Origin of the sequence: Terrimonas alba (assembly GCF_042434975.1) — a bacterium.
Classification (GTDB): domain Bacteria; phylum Bacteroidota; class Bacteroidia; order Chitinophagales; family Chitinophagaceae; genus Terrimonas_B; species Terrimonas_B alba.
Genome location: NZ_JBHMQM010000001.1, coordinates 921,397 through 946,257, shown reverse-complemented (window position 1 = coordinate 946,257; position 24,861 = coordinate 921,397). Strand labels below are relative to the sequence as shown.

The 24,861-nt window shown below is 42.6% G+C and carries 21 protein-coding genes; 10 read left to right on the top strand and 11 right to left on the bottom strand.

Annotation, left to right across the window (positions count from 1 at the left end):
* Positions 1–77 precede the first annotated feature (77 nt).
* Entirely contained in the window at positions 78–1,031 is a 954-nt protein-coding gene (locus tag ACFEL9_RS03820) for a DUF6600 domain-containing protein (RefSeq protein WP_385886276.1), read from the top strand.
* A 76-nt stretch (positions 1,032–1,107) separates the two neighbouring features.
* On the opposite strand, the gene ACFEL9_RS03815 is transcribed toward ACFEL9_RS03820, so the two are convergent.
* From ACFEL9_RS03815 to ACFEL9_RS03805, 3 genes are all read right to left on the bottom strand, one after another.
* Positions 1,108–1,530: a DUF3788 family protein gene (locus ACFEL9_RS03815; RefSeq protein ID WP_385886274.1), complete on the bottom strand. Its 423-nt coding sequence runs from the start codon at positions 1,528–1,530 to the stop codon at positions 1,108–1,110.
* A gap of 239 nt (positions 1,531–1,769) precedes the next feature.
* Positions 1,770–2,255, bottom strand: coding sequence for a GNAT family N-acetyltransferase (locus ACFEL9_RS03810; protein ID WP_385886273.1), 486 nt, complete (start codon positions 2,253–2,255; stop codon positions 1,770–1,772).
* A 171-nt stretch (positions 2,256–2,426) separates the two neighbouring features.
* Positions 2,427–2,747: a hypothetical protein gene (locus tag ACFEL9_RS03805; RefSeq protein WP_385886271.1), complete on the bottom strand. Its 321-nt coding sequence runs from the start codon at positions 2,745–2,747 to the stop codon at positions 2,427–2,429.
* 20 nt (positions 2,748–2,767) lie between these two features.
* On the opposite strand from ACFEL9_RS03805, the gene ACFEL9_RS03800 reads away from it, so the two are divergent.
* Positions 2,768–2,890: a hypothetical protein gene (locus tag ACFEL9_RS03800; protein ID WP_385886269.1), complete on the top strand. Its 123-nt coding sequence runs from the start codon at positions 2,768–2,770 to the stop codon at positions 2,888–2,890.
* Positions 2,891–3,222: 332 nt separating this feature from the next.
* Here ACFEL9_RS03800 and ACFEL9_RS03795 read toward each other — a convergent pair whose 3' ends face one another.
* From ACFEL9_RS03795 to ACFEL9_RS03760, 8 genes are all read right to left on the bottom strand, one after another.
* Entirely contained in the window at positions 3,223–3,627 is a 405-nt protein-coding gene (locus tag ACFEL9_RS03795; RefSeq protein ID WP_385886268.1) for a type II toxin-antitoxin system VapC family toxin, read from the bottom strand.
* A gap of 5 nt (positions 3,628–3,632) precedes the next feature.
* Entirely contained in the window at positions 3,633–3,893 is a 261-nt protein-coding gene (locus tag ACFEL9_RS03790; protein ID WP_385886266.1) for an AbrB/MazE/SpoVT family DNA-binding domain-containing protein, read from the bottom strand.
* A gap of 498 nt (positions 3,894–4,391) precedes the next feature.
* On the bottom strand, positions 4,392–5,702 hold the full coding sequence (locus tag ACFEL9_RS03785) for a gluconate:H+ symporter (RefSeq protein WP_385886265.1): 1,311 nt from the start codon (positions 5,700–5,702) through the stop codon (positions 4,392–4,394).
* Between the two features lie 3 nt (positions 5,703–5,705).
* Complete coding sequence (locus ACFEL9_RS03780; protein WP_385886264.1) at positions 5,706–6,533, bottom strand: fumarylacetoacetate hydrolase family protein; 828 nt, start codon at positions 6,531–6,533, stop codon at positions 5,706–5,708.
* Between the two features lie 42 nt (positions 6,534–6,575).
* On the bottom strand, positions 6,576–7,598 hold the full coding sequence (locus ACFEL9_RS03775; RefSeq protein ID WP_385886262.1) for an SMP-30/gluconolactonase/LRE family protein: 1,023 nt from the start codon (positions 7,596–7,598) through the stop codon (positions 6,576–6,578).
* A 343-nt stretch (positions 7,599–7,941) separates the two neighbouring features.
* Positions 7,942–9,666: an IlvD/Edd family dehydratase gene (locus tag ACFEL9_RS03770; RefSeq protein WP_385886260.1), complete on the bottom strand. Its 1,725-nt coding sequence runs from the start codon at positions 9,664–9,666 to the stop codon at positions 7,942–7,944.
* A 475-nt stretch (positions 9,667–10,141) separates the two neighbouring features.
* Positions 10,142–11,719, bottom strand: a complete 1,578-nt coding sequence (locus tag ACFEL9_RS03765) for a SusD/RagB family nutrient-binding outer membrane lipoprotein (RefSeq protein WP_385886258.1) — start codon at positions 11,717–11,719, stop codon at positions 10,142–10,144.
* An 11-nt stretch (positions 11,720–11,730) separates the two neighbouring features.
* A complete protein-coding gene (locus ACFEL9_RS03760; RefSeq protein ID WP_385886257.1) occupies positions 11,731–14,886 on the bottom strand; it encodes a SusC/RagA family TonB-linked outer membrane protein in 3,156 nt (1,051 codons plus the stop codon).
* A 223-nt stretch (positions 14,887–15,109) separates the two neighbouring features.
* On the opposite strand from ACFEL9_RS03760, the gene ACFEL9_RS03755 reads away from it, so the two are divergent.
* From ACFEL9_RS03755 to ACFEL9_RS03720, 8 genes are all read left to right on the top strand, one after another.
* Positions 15,110–15,997 (top strand): helix-turn-helix domain-containing protein, encoded by an 888-nt coding sequence (locus tag ACFEL9_RS03755; protein WP_385886255.1) that lies wholly within the window; start codon positions 15,110–15,112, stop codon positions 15,995–15,997.
* Between the two features lie 11 nt (positions 15,998–16,008).
* Positions 16,009–17,568 (top strand): gluconokinase, encoded by a 1,560-nt coding sequence (locus tag ACFEL9_RS03750; protein WP_385886253.1) that lies wholly within the window; start codon positions 16,009–16,011, stop codon positions 17,566–17,568.
* A 41-nt stretch (positions 17,569–17,609) separates the two neighbouring features.
* Positions 17,610–18,536, top strand: coding sequence for an RraA family protein (locus ACFEL9_RS03745; RefSeq protein WP_385886251.1), 927 nt, complete (start codon positions 17,610–17,612; stop codon positions 18,534–18,536).
* Between the two features lie 82 nt (positions 18,537–18,618).
* The gene (locus ACFEL9_RS03740) at positions 18,619–20,115 is read left to right on the top strand and encodes a mandelate racemase/muconate lactonizing enzyme family protein (protein WP_385886250.1); all 1,497 of its coding nucleotides are present in this window, start codon (positions 18,619–18,621) and stop codon (positions 20,113–20,115) included.
* Between the two features lie 58 nt (positions 20,116–20,173).
* Entirely contained in the window at positions 20,174–21,298 is a 1,125-nt protein-coding gene (locus ACFEL9_RS03735) for a bile acid:sodium symporter family protein (protein ID WP_385886248.1), read from the top strand.
* 27 nt (positions 21,299–21,325) lie between these two features.
* Positions 21,326–22,282: an RraA family protein gene (locus ACFEL9_RS03730; protein WP_385886246.1), complete on the top strand. Its 957-nt coding sequence runs from the start codon at positions 21,326–21,328 to the stop codon at positions 22,280–22,282.
* Between the two features lie 104 nt (positions 22,283–22,386).
* A complete protein-coding gene (locus ACFEL9_RS03725; RefSeq protein WP_385886244.1) occupies positions 22,387–23,661 on the top strand; it encodes a mandelate racemase/muconate lactonizing enzyme family protein in 1,275 nt (424 codons plus the stop codon).
* Positions 23,662–23,695: 34 nt separating this feature from the next.
* Positions 23,696–24,814: a Gfo/Idh/MocA family protein gene (locus tag ACFEL9_RS03720; protein WP_385886242.1), complete on the top strand. Its 1,119-nt coding sequence runs from the start codon at positions 23,696–23,698 to the stop codon at positions 24,812–24,814.
* The last annotated feature ends 47 nt before the right edge of the window (positions 24,815–24,861 follow it).

Here is a 24,861-nt window from a genome sequence, read left to right as displayed (position 1 = left end):
TCATCCTTTGTGCTGATTGCAATCATCTGTATATAAATGAAGTTGATAAAACTTCGCAAATACTAAAGTGAACAAAGATGAAAAAGGTAACAATTTCCGGTTGTGTAGCAGTTGTAATGATGATAACATTTTCCGGCTGTGCGCCGCGACCTTATTCCACATTGACTACGGTATCAGCGAACGTAACATTTCAATCCTTTTATGATGACTTGCTGGAATTTGGCATATGGATAGATTACCCGGGGTATGGGCAGGTATGGCATCCAAGGGTTGATGATTTCAGGCCGTATGCTACCAACGGCTACTGGATCTATTCTTCGGAAGGATGGACATGGGTGTCTGGTTACAGCTGGGGATGGGGGCCTTTTCACTACGGCCGCTGGCTCTATGATGATTTGTACGGCTGGTTATGGATACCGGGCTATGAATGGTCGCCGGCGTGGGTTACCTGGGGATACATTGATGATTATTTTGCCTGGGCACCACTAATGCCAGATGTGGATGTGTATATACATTTTCACTTATGGAGACCTAATAATTTTTACTGGAATGTATGTCCGCGAAGACATATTTATGACCGGGATTTGCCAGCGAGGATAGAACGGCCCGACCGCTTTCAGGATTTTGATCGCCGTGTTTCCGTTATTGAAAATTTCAACCCGACCCGCACCAACAAACAATTTTATTCAAAAGGACCCGAGCCGGTTGAAGTAGAAAAATACACCAACCGCAAAGTGGAAGTAGTGTCGCTGAAGACAGTCCGGAAAGTAAACCCTGCTGTCGAAATGAAAGACGAAAAGAAAGTGTTCAGACCCGTGATAAGGCAGTATCCAACGCCAAGAGAATATAAACGGGTGGAAAATGAAAGGATCAGTCCTATTCGCAATGATCATCAACGACCCGCACTGCCAAAAGTTGAGCAAAAGAAAAATATTGATAAGTTGCCGGTGTATAAACCCATAGTCCCGTCGCAAAAAGGTACAATGCCGGTAAAAAAAATTCCATCGCTACCCAGGCGACCAGGGCAATGAAATGAACAATGAACCTTGTAAAAATTGGGGAAGGTTAAGCGCCGATGCATTTTGAAGGAACAGGTTGTGATTATAGCTATAACAGGCTTATTTTATATTCGATAATTTTCAATACATCTTTCAATTGTCCCTTTTTACTTACGTTAATCACAAGAGGAAGCAGGCGCCCAACCGGTTTACTGGCTTTGAAACTATTTTTAATACTGCTATCAATAGCCAATGCATTGATGCCTTTGGAAGTTTTCACGGTAAAATAAAAGCTTAGTTTAAAATACTTATCCCAAACGGAGAGCCAGAAAACCGTTTTCTTTTTGTGTTGAACCTTGCAAAGCCAGGCTTTGCCGTCATTATAATAATTCCAGTCGGGTAAAAGCCCATAGTTTTTGCCGGCAATTGTATCCATCAAATCTTCGTAAGCTTTAAAACTTCTTCCAAGAGCATTCTCCAAAACATCTTTAGTTGGAGAAATCGTTGGATCTTTTAATAGCATTGTTTCCATTTCAGTTCAATAATTAATATTCTGCCGGTTTACTTAATACCATCAAGACAAAATCGGTAATTATTATAAACCGTTTTATTACTTACTTCGGCATCTTTCATATCTGGCAAACACTCCGATAATTTTTTTCAGTTTGTCTTTTTTGCCTGCAGACGAAACAAAGAATCTAATCCATTGCCCGGGTGTGTAGTTAACACTGCTTAGGAAAGCTGCCATACAATATTTGAATCATCATAAGATTAATTGATTGCGTATTGATAAAAAATGGTATCCACTTTCATCCGGGGAAATTGTCCGGGCAGTTCTTCCATTGGGATCCGGGTAAAGCCATTTTTTTCATAGAAGCGGTGTGATGCCTGCAGTTGTTCAACTGTTCCGAGAAAGAGGTTTTTCATTTCGTTTCGTGTTGCCCATTCCATCAAAGCCTGCAGAAGCTGGTAAGCTACTTTATAAACTTTTCCCCTGTACTCAGCCTGCACAAACATTTTCCTTATTACGCCTGTATTGTCGCCGATATCTATCAGTCCTATCGTACCCACAGGCTGATCATCGTGCAAGGCTACCCAGAAATTTCCTTTTCCTGTTTGATATATTTCCGGGATTTGCTGAAGGTCAGGCTGCGCTTCCAGGGTTACGGGTATATTGAATTCTTTTTGCTGAATGGTCAGTATCAGTTCGATAATCTGAGATAAATATTTATCCCTGTATGTAGTTATGTCAATCATGTTTAAAATACAGTAACGCAAAATACCCAAAGCTGGCAAACAGAAGATGTATCAGATGGAAGAATACGGGATGTATCACATTCGCAGGGTCGGGGTTATGGGCACGAACCAGGGGGAACCACAGCGGTGAATATGAGAAAAGTGATAAAGTTGAAGAATGCAAAGCGTAGCTTATGAAAGCGAATTGACCCAGGTTAGCTTGTAATTATCATTGCACTGTGTACAAGTAAACATAAAATTGCTGGTAAATGTGATATCCACTGTTTCCTTTTCATTGGCGAGTTGAAGCTGGCCACCTGTCAATACCTCAATAGACGAAATATGAAACGGCGCCCAGCCCGGCTGGATTTCTTCTAAACGATTGTTATCGGTTGGACGAAAAGCTAATCTTTCCACAAGCCTTTGCAACGGGGCAAAATCACAAAGCGAGGCAGTAACAGCAACAAATGATGATTTACGTTGACCGGGTTGATTGGTGTTTGGCTTTTTCATTGTAAAGGCTTTAATGGTTGATGAATTATAATGACTACCTGAAGGTAAAACCTCCCGTAAGTGAAGACAATAGTACAGGTTATGCTTTTGCTGTAATAAAAGAATGGAGAGGCATTGTAGAATTTAAACTACAAGGTTTCTGAAGCCTGATAGGATTCCATTGTCTATTTGTTTGATTGATTGGTGACACGCAATCAGGCTTCTTTCCCGAGGAGTCTCCTCCGGCAGAAACTTCGGGATATAGGAAAATCAGCGGAGGGACTCGTCGGAATGCTTTATCTTCCTTTCATGTCCATACATCAGAAAATAATCCAACCAGGTATATATTTTATCACTTTCACAAATCATGCCTGGCTTCCACTAATACAATTAACAGATGGTTCTCTGTACAGTAAGATAGGCCAAAACAAACTTTGCCCTTGTACTCAGGTGACCTACTCTGCGCAGGAATTTCTCTTTGAGTTCCTCATGCATTTTAAATATACTTTACTTTAAATCCAGTTTCGCCAACTAAATTTTGGTATTCATCGTCCCCAGTGACTAATGTTGCTTTTTTCTGAATAGTAAGTGCTGCGGCAAACGCATCTGCGTATGATAACTTATAGTTAGCTTTAATTTTCGCAGCAGCAAGAGAAAGATCCATATCGGCCGCTATAAAATGTAAAGGGAATTTCTTCATCGCCTCCCAAACTTGATTTGCCTTTGAAACACTGTCTTTTCGACAACTCATATAATATACTTCACCCGCATTAACAACGGTAATATATAATTCATGTTTATCCTCTGCCGCTTCATTTAATAATTTTTCTACATCATCGGCACCAGGCTCATCACGGAAAAAAGCAAGTAAGGCGTAGCTGTCTAATACAAATTTTGCCATATTGATTATTTGCTTCTATGGAGATTTACTTTTCTTTCTTCCATTTTTTTCTCCTCGATTTTGTGTGCCTTCATTTCTTCCTTAAGCTTTCCTGTCGATAACATACCGCGGAAGGATTTAAAATATTGCTCATTGATAGGCCGTATTATAACTCCTCCTTCCGTTTCTTCGAAAAGCACTTTTACACCTGACTTAATGCCATATTTATTGCGTAGCCGTTTTGGGATTAATAATTGGCCTTTGGATGTTAAAACTGAAGTTTCCATACGTTTTTAGTTTAGTGGCTTAAAAGTAGTAAAGTGTTACGAAAATAAAAAGTAATACTTTGTATTTTTTGTAAACTTTTTCAAAATAATAGAAGTTGGCTCCCTGAAGGCTGCCGGACAGAAGCAATTACCCCGGCGAATATTTGTATGTTGGCTTTGGGCTAGAGTAAAGCGAACGGTCGGAACTGAGGCTGGGATTTGTACTGAAGCTAAGGGCCCAAATAATCAAGTAAGAAACACAAACAAATTGTAGAATTGAATAGGAAAAGAGTTTACCGTGAAGGTCAGAGATATGGTTTGAATCTCGATTGCTTCCACTTAAAACCTCACCACCTCCCAATAAGCCTTCTTCGGCTTAAGCTCCTTATCAAACAACAAAGGATAATCTTTCTTCCCTGCACCGGGAAATTATCCAGCCAACTGCCAGAAAGTAACGGAGGTAATATGGTTTTGTATTTGATAAACAACCAGTAAGCGCTTCATCAGCTGCGGATTTACTTAAACAAACGCATCAAGGATCAACACCCCAGCCAATCCCAAAATAGAAATGGTTGTTTCCATCACTGTCCAGGATAAAAATGTTTGTGGCAATGAAAGTTTGAAAAACTCTTTAAACATCCAGAAACCGGTATCGTTGACATGTGAACCAAAGACACTTCCGGTGCCTACGGCCAGTACCATCAATTCTGGTGAAGCCGATCCTGATATAACCAGGGGTGCTACCACACCCGCGGCTGTAATGCCCGCTACCGTGGCCGACCCTATCGTCACCCGCAGCAAGGCCGTGATGATCCAGGCAAATAATAGTGGTGGCATTTTCCACTCGCTGCTGAATGAAGCAATGTATTGCCCCGTGCCGCTATCAGTCAATACTTGTTTGAACACACCGCCTGCTGTAATGATCAGCAGTATCATGGCAATACCCGCTATCGCATCACCCAGCCATTTCATCGTGGTGTCGATAGATTTGCCGGCCCTTAAACCAAATTGCCAGCTTGCCAGTAATACGGCTAGTAATAAGGCGATGGTAGAGTCGCCAATAAACGATACTATTTTTCTCAATACGTTTCCTTCTGGTAAAAAAGCATTGCCGATCACCGCCAGTGTGATCAGTATGACCGGTAACAGCGCAATTAAAAAACTTGGCAGGGCAGGAGGTAATTTTTTATCCGTTGTATCATTTTTTGAGAAAATAGTTTTGACATCTACGTTAACTCCCTTCAACAGTCGTCCTAATACCGGCCCCGCCAATATCACTACCGGGATGGTGATGATGAGTCCATAGATCAATGTTTTTCCCATATCAGCTTTAAAGGCGTTGACAAGCACCACGGGTCCGGGATGCGGTGGCAGAAAACAATGCGTGGTAGATAAAGCCGCTGCCATCGGTATGGCGATATATAATAGTGGTAAACCTGTTTTTCTTGCAATCGAAAATACCAGCGGAACGAGTATGACAAATCCTGCGTTATAATACAATGGAATACCGATCAAAAAGCCTGTCAGCAATACAGCCCATTGAATGTTTTTTTCTCCAAAGCTCTTGATGAGTGTGGCAGAGATCTTTTCAGCAGCGCCGCCTTCTTCTAATATTTTTCCCAGTATAGCCCCGAGGCAAATGATAAGTGCCAGGCCACCGAGTGTGCTGCCTACTCCTTGCTCTACTGATTTAAGCAGGGCGGCCGGTTGCATCCCCAACAGTAAACCGGCAATGATGGCAACAATCAACAATGACAGGAAAGGGCTGACCTTTTTGACAGTTAGAAACACCTGCAGAGCGATGGCAAACAAGATTATTAAAAAAGTCATCGTTTAACGCACCGTGTTGATGAGTGTGCCGATATTGTCAATGCTGATTTGAATTTCATCACCGCTTTGCAAGGTGAAATCATGACCGGGTACAATACCTGTACCGGTCATTACCAGGCATCCTTTTGGAAAAGAACATTCCCTGTATACAAATGACACCAGCTCTTCCAATGACCTCCGCATTTGATTGATCGCAATGCTTCCTTCAAATACTTTTTGATTTTGCCGGTTGATCAGCAAATGGATCATCGAATTACTATCAATGGATTTGCCGGGTACATAGACGCAGGGGCCCAGCGCAGCGCAGGCATCATAGGTCTTGGCCTGCGGCAGGTACAATGGATTTTCACCTTCAATACTACGGCTGCTCATATCATTGCCGATGGTATAGCCAATTATTTTCCCGGATGAAGTAACGACCAATGTCAATTCCGGTTCGGGTACATCCCAGGTTGAATCTTTGCGTATGGCAACTTTTCCCAAATGTCCAACTACCCGATGTGGGGTGGATTTAAAAAAAACCTCCGGTCTTTCGGCTTCGTATACTCTTGCATAAAAATCAGCGCCACCCGTTGCTTTTGATTCTTCCTGCCTGCCTACTTTGCTGCGCAGGTAAGTGACACCACATGCCCATAGCTCCTGGTTATTGCCGATTGGCGCCAGTATCCCATTCAATACCCTTTTATCGGTTGGCTGTAATACGGAGATAAGTTGTTGCAGTTTTTCATAAAGCTTATCGTCGTTGATAAACGATTCCCAGTCTTCGTTGACAAGAAAAAATTTTTCTGCCGATTCAATGACAATGCCGCTGTTGGTTTTGTATAGTTTCATTAGTAAGTCTTTTATAGAGCCAAATTATAAAGGATCTGAATGTCAGGGAGCTTTCATTTTCAATCGCAGCACATACATATCATTAGTGATGTATAAAGCTTTTTCGTCAGCGGATAACGCCACATTCGAAGCGGATTCTTCTAATTTTATTTTACCCGCCACTTTTCCGTTGCTATTGAATATCCAAACGCCGCCGGGACCTGTTGCAAAGATGTTTCCGGCCTTATCTATTTTTAATCCATCAGGCAGTCCTTTTACTCCTTGTCTTTCGTTAGCCGTGCTGTAAAATATTTTTCCATTGATCAGTGAATCGCCGCTGATATCATAGATGTACCAGTTTGGTTTTTCGGGATCAGAACAGGCGACGATCAATTGCTTTTCACCAGGTAAAAAGGCAAGGCCGTTGGGACGGGTAATACTATCTACCAGCAAGATCACTTCACCATTTGTTTTTAGTTTGTACACGCCGTTCCAGCTAATTTCTTTTTTGGGATCATCATCACTTTGCGATTCCAAACCATAGGGTGGATCGGTAAAAAATAATTCACCCGCGGAGTTATAGACGGCGTCATTCGGACTGCTGAATCTTTTGCCCTTATATCTATCAGCAAGCGTTACAAACTTAGCGGCGGGTTGATTCAATGGCGCATCCATCCTTGCCATTTGCCGGTTGCCATGCTGGCATAAAACCAGGTTGCCTTTTGTATCCAATGTCAAACCGTTTGATCCCATTTCGCCGCCACGTTTTACGGAATCAGTATAGCCGGAAGGATTGAGGTAAATTTCTTTTCCTTTTTCTTCGGTCCATTTGTACACAGTGTTGGTGGGCACATCCGAGAATAAAAGCATATTGTGTTGCTCTATCCATAAGGGACCTTCGCTCCATTCAAAACCATCCGCAATAATTTCAGGCTGTGCGCCGGCCGGAATAATATTGTCCAGCGAAGCATCGATGCGTTCAACTGTTCCCATCGTTTTCAAAGTTGATTCTTGTTTTTTGTTTTGCGGGTTATTATTACAGGCAAAAAGGATCAATGAAGTAAAAATTAGCAGAGCTGGTTTCATTGGCATGCAGGTTTCTTTGGTTTTTTATTTTGCTCAATAGAATTACAGAACGATGATTCCTATAGCTATCGGGAGTGCGATGCAACAGGTGATGATAGTAGTACAACGGCTGGACACATAAATAAAAATTTCAGGAAAATATTCCAAACGACTTTTGTATATCAGCCTTAGGTAGTACATCAGTTTGAAACTTGAATAGTGGTCAATTTAATATTTTGAACCGCCAAGACACGGAGGCACGAAGTCACAAAAGGGGGAATTGATCTTCGTGCCTTTGTGTCTTGGTGCCTTTGTGGTTTAAATTCAAACTGCGACATTTATTCAACTTAAGTTTCCAGGGTCTCTAATGTGAATCTCTTGTCACCACCGAGCCTGAGCCTCCCTGTAAGAAATCAAGATCGGCGCCTTTATCTGCACCCAGCACATGTTTTACATACATGCTTACATAACCCCGCCTGACCGCAAGTTGTGGGGCTACCCATGCTGCACGGCGTTTTGCCAGCTCTTCGTCTGAAACATGCAAATGCAATTTTCTTTTTTCAACATCCAGTTCGATCATATCGCCGTTTTGTACCAGGGCAAGATTGCCACCAATAGCGGATTCGGGTGACACATGTAACACCACGGTACCGTAAGCTGTGCCGCTCATTCGGCCGTCACTGATACGAACCATATCTTTTATTCCTTTTTCCAAAATCTTTTTGGGCAATGCCATGTTGCCTACCTCGGGCATGCCGGGATAACCAACGGGGCCGACATACTTTAACACCATCACACAGTTTTCATCGATATCCAAATTGGGGTCGTCAATCCGTGCATGATAGTCTTCTATATTTTCGAATACAACGGCCCGGCCGGTGTGCTTCATCAATGCCGGCGTAGCAGCAGACGGTTTCATCACAGCACCATTTAATGCAAGATTTCCTTTTACCACAACGCAGCCGGCTTCCGGTATAAAAGGTTTTTTGACACTGGCAATTACATCGTCATTATAACAATCAGTACTACCAACAATATTATCCTGATGATTTTTGCCTGTTACCGTAACAGCTTTTTTATGTAAATGCTCTTTTAATTCATTCAATACAACGGGCAGTCCGCCTGCATAGAAGAAATCTTCCATCAGGTATTTGCCGGAAGGCATAAGGTTTAATAGTAATGGTATTTTGCTTCCTACCGTATCAAAATCATCCAGTTTCAGATCAACACCGATCCTTCCGGCAATAGCTGTTAAGTGAATAATGAAATTGGAAGAGCCTCCAACCGCGGCATTGACCATGATGGCATTTTCAAATGCCTCTCTCGTTAATATCTTATCAATGGTTAAATTTTCTTTTACCATTTCCACAATTCTTCTGCCGCTCAGTTGTGCCATTACTTTTTTTCTTGAATCGGCAGCAGGTATAGCAGCGGCTCCTGATAAAGTAAGTCCCAATGATTCCACCATGCAGGCCATGGTACTCGCAGTGCCCATCGTCATACAATGACCAATGCTGCGGCTCATACAACTCTCCGCATACTCGCAATCTTCCTGCGTCATTTTTCCCGTCTTCATGTCCTCATCAAACTTCCAGACATGTGTGCCGGAGCCGATGGTCTGTCCTTTGTATCTTCCGTTAAGCATGGGGCCTCCGGGGACTACAATTGTTGGAAGGCCTACACTGGCTGCACCCATTACCGTAGAAGGTGTTGTTTTATCACAACCGGTAAGCAATACAACACCATCAATAGGATTGCCTCTTATCGATTCCTCTGCATCCATGCTGGCGAGATTGCGGAACAACATGGCTGTTGGTTTCAACAATGTTTCACCCAGGCTCATGATGGGAAATTCCAGTGGAAATCCACCGGCTTCCAATACGCCCCGCTTTACCATTTCAGCCATGTCGCGGAAATGCGCATTGCAGGGTGTCAGTTCACTGAATGTATTACAAATGCCAATGACCGGGCGGCCATCAAACAGATCGGTAGGCATGCCCTGGTTTTTCATCCAGCTTCGGTAAATGATACCATCTTTATCCTTGCGGCCAAACCAATCGTGGCTGCGTAGTTTTCTTTGTTCTTTCATTGCATAATTGCTATAATATTACCGCCCTTGCCGGGACGAAAAGTGTAACACGGTGGTCTAATTTATATTCTTAAATAACGGGTCTCAAGGTAAGGCAATAGCAGGAAAAAAACTTTTGATAACATACTATTGGTGAATTCCAAATTTTCGCTAATCCAAAACCTACCGCCGGCATTTGGGTCGGAGCCTGACATTTATCGTCAGGCCCAATTGAATTTTCTCTATGCGAAATCACTTCGGCCCCTCTCCGAAAGAGTCCGGAGTCCTTCGGACCGGCGAAGGGATGCAAAGTTCAATAATCGCCGGGGTTAAGAACCTAACATTGCGAAAATTTGTGATTCATCTCAAACTATCAGTACAGCTATCTTTTTGAGAACATTGTTACAAACGGTTCGCATGTATAAACCTTTGAAACCTCTTAAACTTATTGAACCTTTTAAACTTCTTTTATCTATAGCCAATAACATTTATTTTTTTACTGTTTGTCCCACCATAGAGGGGTGCTTAGTTTGTCAGGTCCCATGATTGCAATAGCAGCATTTACATTTTCAGCATTTACTGATAATTCTGATGTTGGATAACCGATCCGCCTGATAAATGTTCCATTGGGCACATCCGGGTTGTTCGGCTGTCCGTAAGGGTTAGGCGTTAATGCCGGATAACCTGAACGCCGGAAGTTAGCGAAAGCCTCGGGGCCATTTAGGAAAGATGCTATCCAGTATTGTGTGTTTATTTGTTCCAATTCAGTACCTGCACCCAATGGATTGGCAGCAACGTAAGCATCCCTGGCAGCGGCTGGTACAGCACAACCAGCATCATAAGTAGCCATTTGATCCATGTGAGCTTTTATGCCATCGGAGAAATATTGAGCCGCGCTGTTGCCCCCGGTTATCCATCCCCTGAATGCAGCTTCTGCCAGTAGCAGATTTGTTTGGGCGGCAGTAACAAAAAACATAGGCGAAGATGGCTTTACAATTCTCTTACGATCGGCCTGGCTATAATCATAAAAACTGGCAAGTCCATCTGCGGTAGCCCGGCCAACGATAGTCCCATTATCGTAGCCCATTGGCATCCCGACCTGGTCAGCAGGATTGGTTGTTACTGTTACATATGCGGGAGGAGCCGGAGGATTAGCATTTGCACTTGATAAATCACCTCCGCTCTTTGCACCTTTATAACGAATGGCGATAGAAGATAAACGGGGATCGTCATTATTCTTCAATTCATCAACAAAAGGTTTTGCAAGATAAAAATTGTTAGCCTCGGTACTGTTAAGCATATTTCCCGCAGGATTCAGATAGTTGGCATCGTGTCGCAAATATGCATTGTCTGCGTTATCAGTGATCACACCGCCTGCAAAAGCAGCCTGCACGGTTGCTTGTGCTTTTGATGCATCTATTTTACTAAGACGCATGCCAGCTCTCAGCAATAAAGAGTACCCAAGTTTTTTCCATTTAGCAATATTGCCGGCGTATAAAACATCCGAACCTTCCACCGTGCCGGCAGCATCCAATGCAGCCGATGCCTCCGTTAATTCCTGTATGAGCTTTGGATAAATATCCTCCTGCTGATCATATTTTGGAAAATTGATGAGGTCGGTCCTGCCGGCGCCGCCTTCTGTGTAGGGAATAGCTCCGTAGGTATCTGTCAATATCATGAATGTGTACGCCTGCCAGATGCGGGCCATATTGTGAAGATTAGACCGTGCCGGTTCATCTTTTGTTTTGTCTATGGCATCGTGGGTATATTTAATCACATTCTGATAATACACTGCCCATGTGGGAGCGCCGACGACATCACGGCTGTCCTGGTTAAAATTGCCACCGGCCAATACACCGCCATTAGGTGTCACCATTTGTTGAACAATAGCCATTTCGTAGATCTGTGTCTTTGTAGGATAAGAAGTATTGATGACGGCATTATTTAAAAGAAGCACCGGATCCAATGTAGTAGGGTTTACCTTATTTACATTGAGATCTTCTAATCCTTTATCACATGAAGCAATAACGCCCAGTGATAGTATTAATAAAAAATAGTTAAGTATCTTTTTCATGAGTTATAGCATTAAAATTTGATGTTTAAATTCACACCTAATCCTCTTGTGCTGGGCACTCCAGGCGATTCCAAACCAATCATGTTATCACCGCCATAGCCCACCGTTTCCGGATCTATATTATCCACCCATTTTTTGATGATCGCTACATTGTTTGCTACAAAATCAAGTTTAACTCCTTTAATGGGCCATTTGGCAGGAACGAATTTTGTAAAGTCATAGCCGAGGGTGATCTGGCGCAGTTTCCAATAACCGGCATTGTAGATGACAGATTCAACAATTTGTTGTGTACGCAAATGTTCCCAATAGGTTTGTACTGCGGCCTGTGCCGTATTGTTTCCTCCCGATTGATCTACGCCTTTGCCGGTAACAAAGCCTGTTTCACGACCTTCAAGCGTCATTTTATGCAAACCATGACGAATAGCATTGAAGTTAGTTCCTGACAGCATCTTATTGCCTAACTTATAATCAATAAGTACCGACAAGTTGATTCCTTTGTAATTAAAAGTATTGAGGAAGCCACCGGTCCATTTAGGTAAACCACTGCCGAATAAAACAAAACTTGGAGTACGCAAGGGTAAGCCACTGCTTTGAAAAATCATTTGCCCTTTAGCATCTCTTGAATAACCAAACCCGGCTATTTGTCCCATTTCTTCACCTACAACTACTCTCACTTCACCATTAAACGGGTGGCTGCCAATAGTAGCTCTCTCACCCGGCGTCTTGGTGCTTATACTGATGACTTTTGTGATGTTGTAAGAAGTATTGGCTGTAAAATCCCATTTGAAATTTTTTGTTTCTATCGGTGATACAGTCAGCAAACCTTCAAATCCCTTATTATAACTTTCGCCGCTGTTGATACGTGTATTCAAAAAGCCTGATGCGTCGGATATTTGCACAGAGAAGATTTGATCAATTGTTGTTTTCTTATAAACTGCTACATCTAAACCAACTTTGTTTTTAAATAACCTTAATTCTAAACCTGCTTCCACTTCTTTCACCCTCATGGGTTTCAAATTAGGATTGGGCAACGTAGTGCCGCTGGTTCCAACAGTGACTGCCGTACCTGATGGGTTATTAATTGTGTTGGAATTAATAGAGTAAAACAACTGGTCGGCATAAGGACCTACGTCGCCATCGCTACCTACCTCGGCATATCCTACCCTGACTTTTCCAAAGGTCAACCATGGGATTGCGCCTTTTATGGTTTCGGAAAAAACATAGGATCCGGAAACCGACGGATAAATAATACCCATATTTTCCTTAGAAAGGGTGGAGAACCAGTCTTTTCTTACCGTTCCATTCAAATAAAGTGTCCTTTGCCATCCTACTTCCGCAGAACCATACAGTGAATTAACACCAAATTCAAAAAGATTATAAGTCGGATTTTTTGCTCTTCCGTTTTGTACCGTATAGAGACCTCTTACCACAAAGTCAGTGACCTGTACATTGTTGATATCAGTACGATTGCGTCTTTGGTTGCCGCCTGCTGTAAGCGTAGCTTCAAAATCTCCAAACGATTTAGTAGCGACCGTTAAGAAGTCGAGATTGGTTTCCCTGTTGCGTCGGGATTCCTGTGTATAAACACCGTTTACAAATCCTGCTTGCGCCGGACCTCTTGACGCATGCCCTGTAGGAAAGTTGTTTACATCTTCGTCGCGGCTCCAGTAGTCCTGTCCGAAACGTCCCTGTATCCACCACCACGGAAGGATGTCATACTTGACAGATATATTTCCAAAAATGCGGTCTTTTTTTATGTTATAAAACTGTTCTGCCAACACCCAATAAGGATTGGTACGGTTCATAAACCGGGAATAGATGTATTCATTTCCCTGTGCATTGTATTTGTTTTCATTCATCACCTGCAGCGGCATGGTATTAGCCAACGCCATTAAGGTTGTAGGCATTGAATTATCCTGGTTGGCGATGTTCGGCGGATTTTTGATATACTCCCGTGAGTAGTTAACATTGCCGGCAAAACTGAACTTTTCGGAAAGATCATAATTGAATCCCAGGTTCATGATCTTGCGATTGAACTTATTGTTAGGTGTAATTCCTAAGTTGTCTGTGTTATTCAGGGAAAGGTGTATTCCGCCTTTATCATTCAAACTTTCCATTGTTACTGTATTGGAAAAGTTTTGTCCATTTCTATAAAACTCTTTTATGCGGCTGCCTTGCGCTACATACGGAACAGTGAGGTTATTGAATAAAATATGCGTCATACCCGGCTGTATTTTTTCGCCAAATGACCATTGCCCGGATGTGGGATTAGGCGCTGTCGGTCTCACACCACCTTCGCCCTGTCCGTATTCCTTTTGATAATCTGTAAAATCCAAAGGTGTTTCATTGGTATAGTTAGAATTGATACTTACACCAATACCACGGCCTTTACCTTTTGTTTTTGTGGTGATCATGATAACTCCATTTGAAGCCCGGTTGCCATAAAGAGCTGCGGCAGGAGCTCCTTTTAAAACAGTCATGCTTTCTATATCATCGGGATTGATGCTTGACAATCCATCGCCACCATCTGCAAATACACCACCGCCTGTAACGCCGACAGTGTTACCATTAAAATTCGTGTTATCAATCGGAACGCCGTTGATCACCACAAGCGGGTTGCCACCACCTGTAATAGCCGATTGTCCGCGGATACGGATTTTAGAGCTACCGGCAGGACCTGTACCCAGTGTAGAAATATTAACTCCGGCAACTTTGCCCTGCAGTGCATTCAATGGATTAGATGTTCTGTTAACAGTAAGCTCTTCCGGTTTTACATTGGTCGCAGAGTAACCAATGCCCCTTGCCTGTTTGCTGATACCGAGCGCAGTGATCACCACCGCATCGAGGCTCTGTGCATTTGTCAGTAATGTTACATCTACAACGCTTCGTCCACCAACAGGCACATCCATTGTAGCATAGCCAACTGAACTAATTGTCAGTGTAGCATTGGAGGGGGCATTGACCGAATATTGCCCGTTGGCGTCAGTAGTAGTACCAGTAGTAGTTCCTTTTACTGTTACTGAGATTGAAGAAAGTTTTTTCCCACTTTCATCGGATACCGTTCCTGTGACGGTCTGCGCATTGGCGGCAGATAAACAAAGTAAAAGGGAAAAAGAAAGCAGTAGTTTGATAAAACCTGTTGCAACAGGCTTTGCATGTTCTTTCATATCGCAAGTTGTTTAGTGATGGAATAGTAGCGTTCTGGAACTTTTTTTATCGTTCCAGGGTTCGCAATCCTCGTCCAAAGTATTTATAGTCTCAAATAAAAACTTCCAAAAAAATACAGCGGTGAATTTTGTACTCGCCGGTAAAATAAATTCCCTTTCTTTATACTGATAAAATGGTATTGACTGTTCAGAGGTTATACAATTACTAATCAGCGAAGCTTGCATGAACCAATTTGTACTTCAGCAGGGAAGTTGCAAAGAGTTGCGGTTGTTTCCGCATATTCTCGAATTGGGTATTAAAAAAAATATCTCTATCCAGCTTAACTCATTTCCGGTAACAGCAACAGGCGGTATCAGGATCTACTACGTGATGGAAGGGAAATTTGAATGGACCATTCAACAACAATCATTTACACTTTATCCCGGCGATGTCGCATTGGTGTTGCCCGATCAGCCATTCGGGAGTGACAATGCTGTGCTGGAGATTGGTTCTTTTGGCTGGATACATCTCAGCGTACAAAAATTAGAAACAGGCGAAATGATCGCCGGCAAGTGGAGCAGCCTGTCCGAAAGCGAAGGGCTGGCCATCGGGAAAATGTTGCAGTTAAATAATTCACCCGTGTTGTTGAAATGTAATGAAGCGGGGAGAATTTTGAAGTCTATTCAAACAGAATTGTTTAGCCAGGAGATCGGTTTCCATGCCAGTGTCAATCACCAGCTGGATGAATTGTTTATACAGCTGACAAGACATCTTACCCGCCAAAGCAATCCTGGTCGTGACTTTCCTAAAACCTTTATGAACCTGGAGCAGGCACTGCGTCAAAATCTTTCGCACCAGTGGACAGTGGAGGAAATGGCGGCAATGGTGGGATTGGGTACAACACTGTTCAATGAAAAAGTAAAAAATTATTCTGGCTTTTCGCCGATCAATTACCTGATCAATATCCGTATTTCGGAAGCCATCAAATTATTAAAGCGTCCCGATATCAGCCTTACCGATATCGCACTCGATACAGGGTTTTATTCGTCACAACATTTCTCCACCACCTTTAAAAAACTAACTGGCTACACACCCAGTGAATTCAGAAAAAATCATTTAAATGAAAAATAATTTTTAACAGCATGAAGAGTATAATCACAATAGAATTAGGAACAAATGCCGTGCGGGTATTTGCTTTTGACCTGAAAGGTAATGTGATCGGTTCTTCAAAAGGTTATTGCCCAACTTTTCATACCGAGCCGGATCATAGTGAGCAGGACCCCGAGCAAATTTTTATTACCATGTTATATGTGCTGAAAAATTTGCTGAATGAAAAAATTCATCCAAAAAAATACAAGGTGGCTACCATCTGCTTTAGTTCCTCCATGCACAGTGTGCTGGCGGTGGATAAAAACGGTAACCCGATCGGCAATGCCATCACCTGGGCCGATAACAGGGCGAACAAAGAGGCGCAGGAATTGAAAAGCTCCGCTGCCGGAAAGGCTATTTATAATGCCACCGGAACGCCGCTACATCCCATGTCACCTTTGGTTAAAATATCGTGGATAAAAAATAGTGACAAAGAAAGATTCCGTCAAACCGCTAAATTTTTATCTATAAAAAGTTATATCATTCATCAACTGACGGGTGAATATATTATAGATTACAGCATTGCTTCAGCTACCGGCCTGCTCAATATTCATACAATAAAATGGGAACCTGATGCTTTGAAATTTGCTGGTATATCCGAAGCTATGCTACCCGAGTTAGTGAGTGTTTATACACCAGCGGGAAAATTGAAAAAGGCTTATCAGAATTCTCTCGGTCTTACCGTCGATACAAAAATTATTGTTGGCTCCAGTGATGGATGCATGGCAACGCTGGGTGATGGTGTAAAAGGGGAGGGCAAAGCGACCATTACCATTGAAGACAGCGGTGCGGTAAGAGTGATGGGCAATAGGGTGTTGCAGGATGAGAAACAGCGTTTCTTCAATTACCTGCTTACGGAAAACTGTTATGTATCGGGTGGACCTACCAATAATGGCGGTGTGATTTTTGAATGGTTTGCCCGCCAGTTTGGTGATTTTAAAAATCCGTTTGATGTAGAGCAAAGCATGCAGGAACTCATTGCCGAAGCTTCGAAAGTTGCCGTTGGCTCTGACGGTTTATTGTTTCTTCCTTACCTGTTAGGGGAAAGAGCTCCTATCTGGAATGCCAATGCAAGAGGAGCTTATTTCGGTTTAAATATCAAACATGAGAAAAAACATTTTGTAAGAGCTACTATTGAAGGAATATTATACGAGATATACAGCATCGGGAAAATATTGGAAGAACACCGTACTATTAAAAGCCTTTCCATCAACGGCAGTTTTGCAACCATTCCTTTTTGTTCGCAGATGATTGCAGATATGTTCAATAAGCCGGTGAGACTGCGGCAAAATTTTCACAGCGTAAGTTTTGGTGCATTTCTTTTAAGTGCGATTGAAATGGGAATTTATCAATCACTGGATGAGGCGGCAACAAGAGTGGAGATGCCGGATACATTTAAACCGCAAAAACAAAATCATGCCGTGTATGCTGGCTACTTCAGCGTATTCGAAAAATTAAGCAACAGTCTCTCTGATGAGTTTGAAGCCATTGCCAACCTGCAGCATAAGGATGTGGCGGCACAACGGAAAAACAAAACGCCAATTAAAAAATAAACCCGTCACCTGATTTTAAAACGATAAAACTATTCAGCGGTATGAAAAGATTTTTCTTCCTCTTAATGAACATCTGGTTCATTGCGACAGCACTCCCTGCACAACAGGTAACACTGACACCGGATCAAATAAAAGGTTATTCGCCGGAATGGAAAGGTGAACGCTTTCCTGATGGCCGGCCAAAAGTACCAGATAAATTTTTGGAACGCTTGAAGAAGATACGTCTTGAAGAGGGCTGGGGCATCTTACGCAACAAAGGATATCATAACCAGTTTGAAGGCGATTGGATGGTACTGGAGCCGGACTCAGCTATGACAGGCAGGGTGGTAACGGCACAATACCTGCCGCTGCGGCCGGATATGGATAAAATAATAAAGGACATAGGTAAAACAGAAAAAAGAATTGGCGCTACCAATTCATGGCCGATTGATGTGCTGAAAGATGGCGATGTATATGTAGCCGATAGTTATGGAAAGGTGGTTGACGGAACACTGATTGGCGATAACCTGGGTAATGCGATCTATGCCAAGTCACACAGAGGAGTGATCTTTTATGGTGCGGTGCGTGATGCCGAAGGGTTGGAAGAGATCGATGGTTTCAATGCATGGATAAAAGGTTACGATCCTTCTTATATACAACAGATGATGCTCGGTGGTATCAATGTTCCTATTCGTATTGGCCGTGCTACGGTGTTGCCCGGTGATGTGGTGCTGGCAAAAAAAGGCGGTGTTGTTTTTATACCTGCTCACCTGGTGGAAGAGGTGGTGCTGAATGCCGAGTTTATTTCATTGCGGGATGCTTTCGGTCATCAGCGGTTGAAAGAAGGAAAATATACGCCGGGACAAATTGATACGCAATGGACCGATGAGATCAAAAAAGATTTCCTGAAATGGATTGATGAAAATCCAGCCAGGCTGCCCATGTCGAGAGCAGAGCTGGATAAATTTATGAAAGATCGTACCTGGTAAAGGGTTACAGGTTGCCGGTTACAAGTTACAGGTAACCGGTAACTGGCAACAAAAATTATTATAACAATTAAAACTTACTGACATGACTCCCTCACAACAAATCGAAAAGAAACTTGGATTAAGAAACCCGGTTGATACAGATGCGAGTCTGAAGGATAGTACTCAAATGAGTGAAAACAGCCGTCGTTCTTTTTTAAAAAAATCAACCCTGGGCGGTATTGCATTGGGTGGCGCCTTTATGTTTTCGCCCATTGAAGATCTAATTGCACAAAGCACTCAAAAAGTAAATCGTTACGGCGCACCCTCCGATTTAAAAATAACGGATATGCGCTACTGTCTTACAGCAGTTATGGGTGGAACAGCCATCATTCGCATTCATACAAACCAGGGTATTTATGGATTGGGCGAAGTGAGAGATGCAGCCGATGTTCGGTATGCATTGTTTTTAAAAAGCAGGATACTGGGAAAGAATCCCTGCAATGTGGAACAAATATTTAAATCAATAAAACAGTTTGGCGGACAGGCGAGACAGGCGGGTGGTGTATGTGCTGTTGAAACGGCGCTTTGGGATATATGTGGCAAAGCTTATAATGTTCCCTGTTGGCAATTGCTGGGTGGCAGGTATCGTGATAAAGTAAGAATTTATGCCGATACGCCTGAATCCTCTTCTCCTGAAGAACAAAAAAAATTAATCAAATACCGTATGGAGGAGCAGGGTTATACCTGGCTGAAGATGGACGTTTCTATAGCTAAGTTAAAAGGCATACCCGATACGATGGTCAATAATAAATTCTGGGAAAATGCACAAGGGAACCTGGCACAATGGGGTGATCAGAGTAACTATATGTCTTATGGTAATACGCTGCATCCGTTTACACAAATACAAATCACCGATAAAGGTTTAGAGAAATTGCAAGAGCTTGTGCATAATGTACGCAGCATGGTTGGCTATGAAGTTCCACTTTCAACAGATCACTACGGGCATTTTGATTATAACAATGGTATCCGCCTCGGAAGGGCTTTGGAAAAATACAGGCTGGCCTGGCTGGAAGATATTGTATCCTGGGAATATACAGACCAGTACAAAAAAATGTCCGACGCATTGGAAACACCCGTACTTACCGGCGAAGACATTTATTTGTTGAAATATTTTAAGCCATTAATAGATGCCCGTGCCGTGGACATTGTTCATCCTGACCTGGCCTCTGCCGGTGGTTTGTTAGAAACAAAAAGAATAGGCGATTATGCCGAAGAAGCCGGTATAGCGATGGCTATTCACCAGGCAGGTACACCTGTTTCGTTTATGGCTTGTGTACACAGCGCTGCTGCCACGCAAAATTTTTTGGCGCTGGAACATCACTCAGTAGATGTGCCCTGGTGGGATAGCCTGGTAAAAACTACCGATGGAAGAAAATTGATCACAAAGGGTTTTGCAAATCTTCCGCTCACTGCACCTGGCCTGGGTATTGAGTTGAATGAGGAGGTAATAAAACAACATCTTCATCCTTCCGATAAAAGTTATTTTGAACCAACCACGCAATGGGATGAAAGACGTTCGCACGACAGGATATTCAGCTAGTGAGATGCTTCTTCCTGTTGATGAATAAAAAAACTGTATTGAACCTTTAACCTGTTTTATGGCTCCAAAAAGAAACGCTATTATTTTTTACAGCCTTGCAGCGGTTTGTTTGGTCTTGTATATTATCCTTACTGTATTGGATAAACATGAAGTGGCTGGTTGGTTGCTGATGTTATTCTTCGCGGGTCTTGCCATAGCATTTCGCAGTAAGAAATTATTAAAAGGCCTTTCATTTACGCTGATCATTTTTGCTGCTGTTACGTTAGCCTTATATCATCCGGAATACTTTCAGCAATGGGGCGGATTTAAGTTAAGCGGCCTGATCATTCCATTAATTCAACTGATCATGTTTGGCATGGGCACTTCGATGAGTGTAAATGATTTCGCCGGCGTGATCAAAACCCCCAAAGGCGTAGTAATAGGAGTATTGAGCCAGTTTGTCATTATGCCAATGATGGGATTTACGCTTGCATCCATAACCAATTTCTCTCCTGAAATAGCTGCCGGAATTGTATTGATCGGTTGTTCGCCCAGTGGTCTTGCTTCTAACGTTATGTCGTATCTCGCAAAAGCCAATCTTGCTTTATCCATTACAGTAACCTCCATCACCACCTTGCTCGCTCCGTTTGTAACACCGCTGCTGATGAAACTGCTGGCAGGCGCATTGGTGGAAATTGACGTGCTGAAGATGATGTGGGATATTATGAAGATGATCATCATTCCCATCGGAGCCGGATTGATTTTTAATAAACTGCTCAGTGGAAAATCACAATGGCTCGATAAGGCCATGCCGCTTGTGTCCATGTTTGGTATTGCATTTATCATCACCATTATTACGGCCGCAGGAAGAGAAAGTCTTTTAACCATCGGCCCTGCACTGATTGGTGTTGTGGCCATTCATAATTTGTTTGGATATTTTTTGGGTTACTGGTCGGCAAGATTGTTTAAAATGCCGGAAAGGGATTGCCGCACTATTGCCATTGAAGTAGGTATGCAAAACGGTGGTCTTGCATCCGGTATTGCCAAAGAAATGGGCAAGATCGCAACAGTTGGTTTGGCGCCAGCAGTGTTTGGGCCATTAATGAATATTACCGGTTCTGCATTGGCAAGCTGGTGGCATAACCGCCAGCCTGAAGATGAAGTGAAGGAGACGGAAGAAAACCAGGTTCTGGAAGCTAATTAAAATGTTTCATCAATAAACTTAATTCTCATGCGTTGCCTGAAATATTTATTTTCTTTTTTATCGCTGATTGTTTTTTACTGCCAGTCTACAGGGCAGCAGATACAAATTTCAAAAGAGCAGCTCATTGCATTAACACCCGAATGGAAAGGTGAACGCTTTGCAGATGGACGACCAAAAGTTGCTGATAGTTTGCTTGACCGGCTGAAGCAGGTAACGCTGGAAGAAGCATGGGCCGTGTTGCGCAATGAAAATTATAAGTTTCAATATGAAGATGGATGGCAAACTATCAATCCTGATAGTGTATTGGTAGGCCGTGCCGTTACAGCCATGTTCATGCCCGGCCGGCCGGATATACATCGTGTTATTGACAGCTTTGGGCATTCAAAAGGCGGCAGAATAAAATCGCAAAACTCATGGCCGCTTGATCTGTTGGTGAAACGTGATGTTTATGTAGCGGATCAGTTTGGCGCTCATAACGACGGACCCACTATCGGTGATAATCTTGGTAATTCCATTTTTGCAAAAACAGGTAATGGCATCGTGTACAATGGTGCTGTCAGGGATATTAACGGATTAAAAGAATTAGGATCATTCACTTCATTTTTCCGCAGTTATCATCCATCGCATCATTTGAATAATCCTGCAGGGCAACTCAACACAACGCTTGTGGCCATTAATCAGCCGACAAGAATTGGGAATGCAACCGTAATGCCGGGCGATGTTGTATTGGGAAGAGACGGTGGTGTGCTGTTTATTCCTCCGCATCTTTTAGAAAGAGTTGTGAAGACGGCAGAGATCGTAAGGCTGAGAGATATGTTTGGTCATCAGCGTTTACGGGAAGGAAAATATACGCCGGGACAAATTGATACAAGATGGAGCGATGAAATTGAAAAAGATTTTTCAAGGTGGCTTAATGAGCATATAGATAAGTTGCCTGTGCCCCGTTCGCAGATACAGGAATTGCTGAAAGGAAGAACGTGGTAGGTGGTAGTTCAGGAAGTTTAAAAATTTAAGAAGTTTAAAAGGTTGCTCAGCTTCTTAAACTTCCTGAACCCTTTAAACCTTTTAAACCTAAAATAACTACTATAATGACAAATTCACGAAGATCATTTATAACGAAAGCAGCCATTGCAGCAGCAATGAGCCCCCTGGCACCATTAGCCAGTTTTGGAAAAGGATATGAGGAAGCAATTGATAAAACATCCAAGCCATCCGCACCATCTGATTTAAAAATTACGGATGTAAAATGCGGATACATCAGGGGAAGTGTATTTGTGAAAATTTTTACCAACCAGGATATATGGGGTTGCGGCGAAGGAGTGGATGCTGTGCCCGGCACTTATCATTTGGTAAAAAATTTTGGCAACAGGATAAAGAATCAAAACCCTTTAAACGTTCATCGGCTTTTTGAAAACATCCGTAAATCGGGATTTTTCCAGGGAGCACAATCTGGAATGTATGTCGCTGTATTGTCGGCTATTGAATCAGCGCTGTGGGATATTGCAGGTAAGGCGTTGAATGTTCCTGTTTATCAATTGCTGGGCGGAAAGTTCAGAGATAAAATAAGAGTGTATTGCGATACGGCATTGTATCAACGCAACCTGCCGCAGCCGAAAGATTTTGCTGAAGCGGCAAAAAAAGCAAAAGATATGGGCTTTAATGCAATCAAGTTTGATCTTGACCAGGCCAATGATCCGAATAAATATGATTTTTATAACTGGACGGCAAGCCCTGCGGAATTACAACGAATGTATGACCAGGTGGCAGCAGCAAGGGAAGCCGTTGGTCCCAATATTGATATATGTGTGGACATGCATGGAAGATATGATGCGGTTACAGGGCAGGCAGTTGCCAAAAGATTAGAACCATTGAACCTGATGTGGCTGGAAGAGCCGATACCTGCAGAAAATGTGGAAGCATATAAACTCATTACTGAATCAACCAGCACACCGATATGCGCTGGCGAGAATCATTATCTCGCTTATGGATTCCGGCGATTGCTCGAGATCGGCGCTGTTGATATTGTGATGCCTGATCTGCAGAAAGCCGGTGGGTTGGGCGAGGGGCAGCGTATCGCTAACCTGGCCAATTTGTATTACACGCCTTTTGCTCCGCATATGGTGGCTTCGTTTTTGGGTGCAATGGCAGCAGCACATGTATGCGCATCCGTCCCCAACTTTTTAATTTTAGAATGGCAATCTTATTTTCATACACAACCCATGTTTAAAGAAATAGTAAATTATGACGGAGAATGGGTAAAGAACAGTTTTATTACGCTTTCCGAAAAGCCGGGTATTGGTGTTGAAATAAATGAGGAGGGAATGAAAAAATATGCGATTCCCGGTATTCCATTTTTTGAATAAATTTTGATCATATCATTTTTAAAAGCCTATTGTTATGAATACTCGTCGTGATTTTTTACAAAAGATTACTGGTTCTTTGATCGCCTTACCTGTTTTATCAGTGGAGAATGTTCTTTGCAGTAACGATGACAAAACCAAAGCCTATGATAGGCCCGTATTAAGAGTGGCTATTATGGGATTGGGCAGCTATGGTACCCGTGTGGCTGAGGCCATGAAAGATTGCACCAAAGCAAAACTGGTAGGAGTGATTAGCGGTACACCATCCAAGATTACAGCCTGGCAAAGTAAATATGGCATTCCGGAAAAGAATTGTTACAATTATGAAAACTTTGATGCGATAAAGGACAATCCTGACATTGATGCCGTTTATGTTATTACTCCCAATGCACTGCACAAGGATCAATCTATACGGGTAGCAAAGGCGGGCAAACATGTGATCTGTGAAAAGCCGATGGCGCTGAACGCCAAAGAAGGGGAAGAGATGGTAGCTGCCTGTAAAAAAGCAAATGTGAAATTGCTGGTAGGTTATCGTATGCACTTTGAAGCGAAAACACTGGAAGTAATTCGTATGAGAAAAGATGGTGAGCTGGGGAAAATCATGTTTTTCCAGGGCCTGACTGGTTTCAGGATCGGCGATCCTACTCAATGGCGGCTGAATAAAGCATTAGCTGGTGGAGGCGCCATGATGGACATCGGAATTTATTCAGTAAATGGTGCAAGATACATGGTAGGGGAAGAACCTGTTTGGGTAACAGCACAAGAGGTCAAAACGGATACAGTAAAATTCAAAGAAGGAGTGGATGAAACAATAACATTTCAACTGGGCTTTCCGAGCGGTGCCATATCATCCTGTTTATCTACTTACAACATGAATGGTCTTGATAAATTTTATTTGAATGGAGAAAAAGGCTTTGCTGAAATGCAGCCGTCAACCGGATACGGGCCGATTAAGGGAAGAACAAATAAGGGAGAACTGACACAGGAACATAAAACACATCAAACCGTACAGATGGATGAGATGGCGGAGATCATTTTAAATAATAAACAACCTGTCGTGCCTGTAGATGGTGAAGAAGGACTAAAGGATCTGAAAATTATTGATGCGATCTATGAAGCGGTTAAGTCGGGCAAAAAGGTTGGTTTAAAATTGTGACATAGAATTTTCAAAGAAACGTAAAGCATAGTTGAGATTGTCTTTTA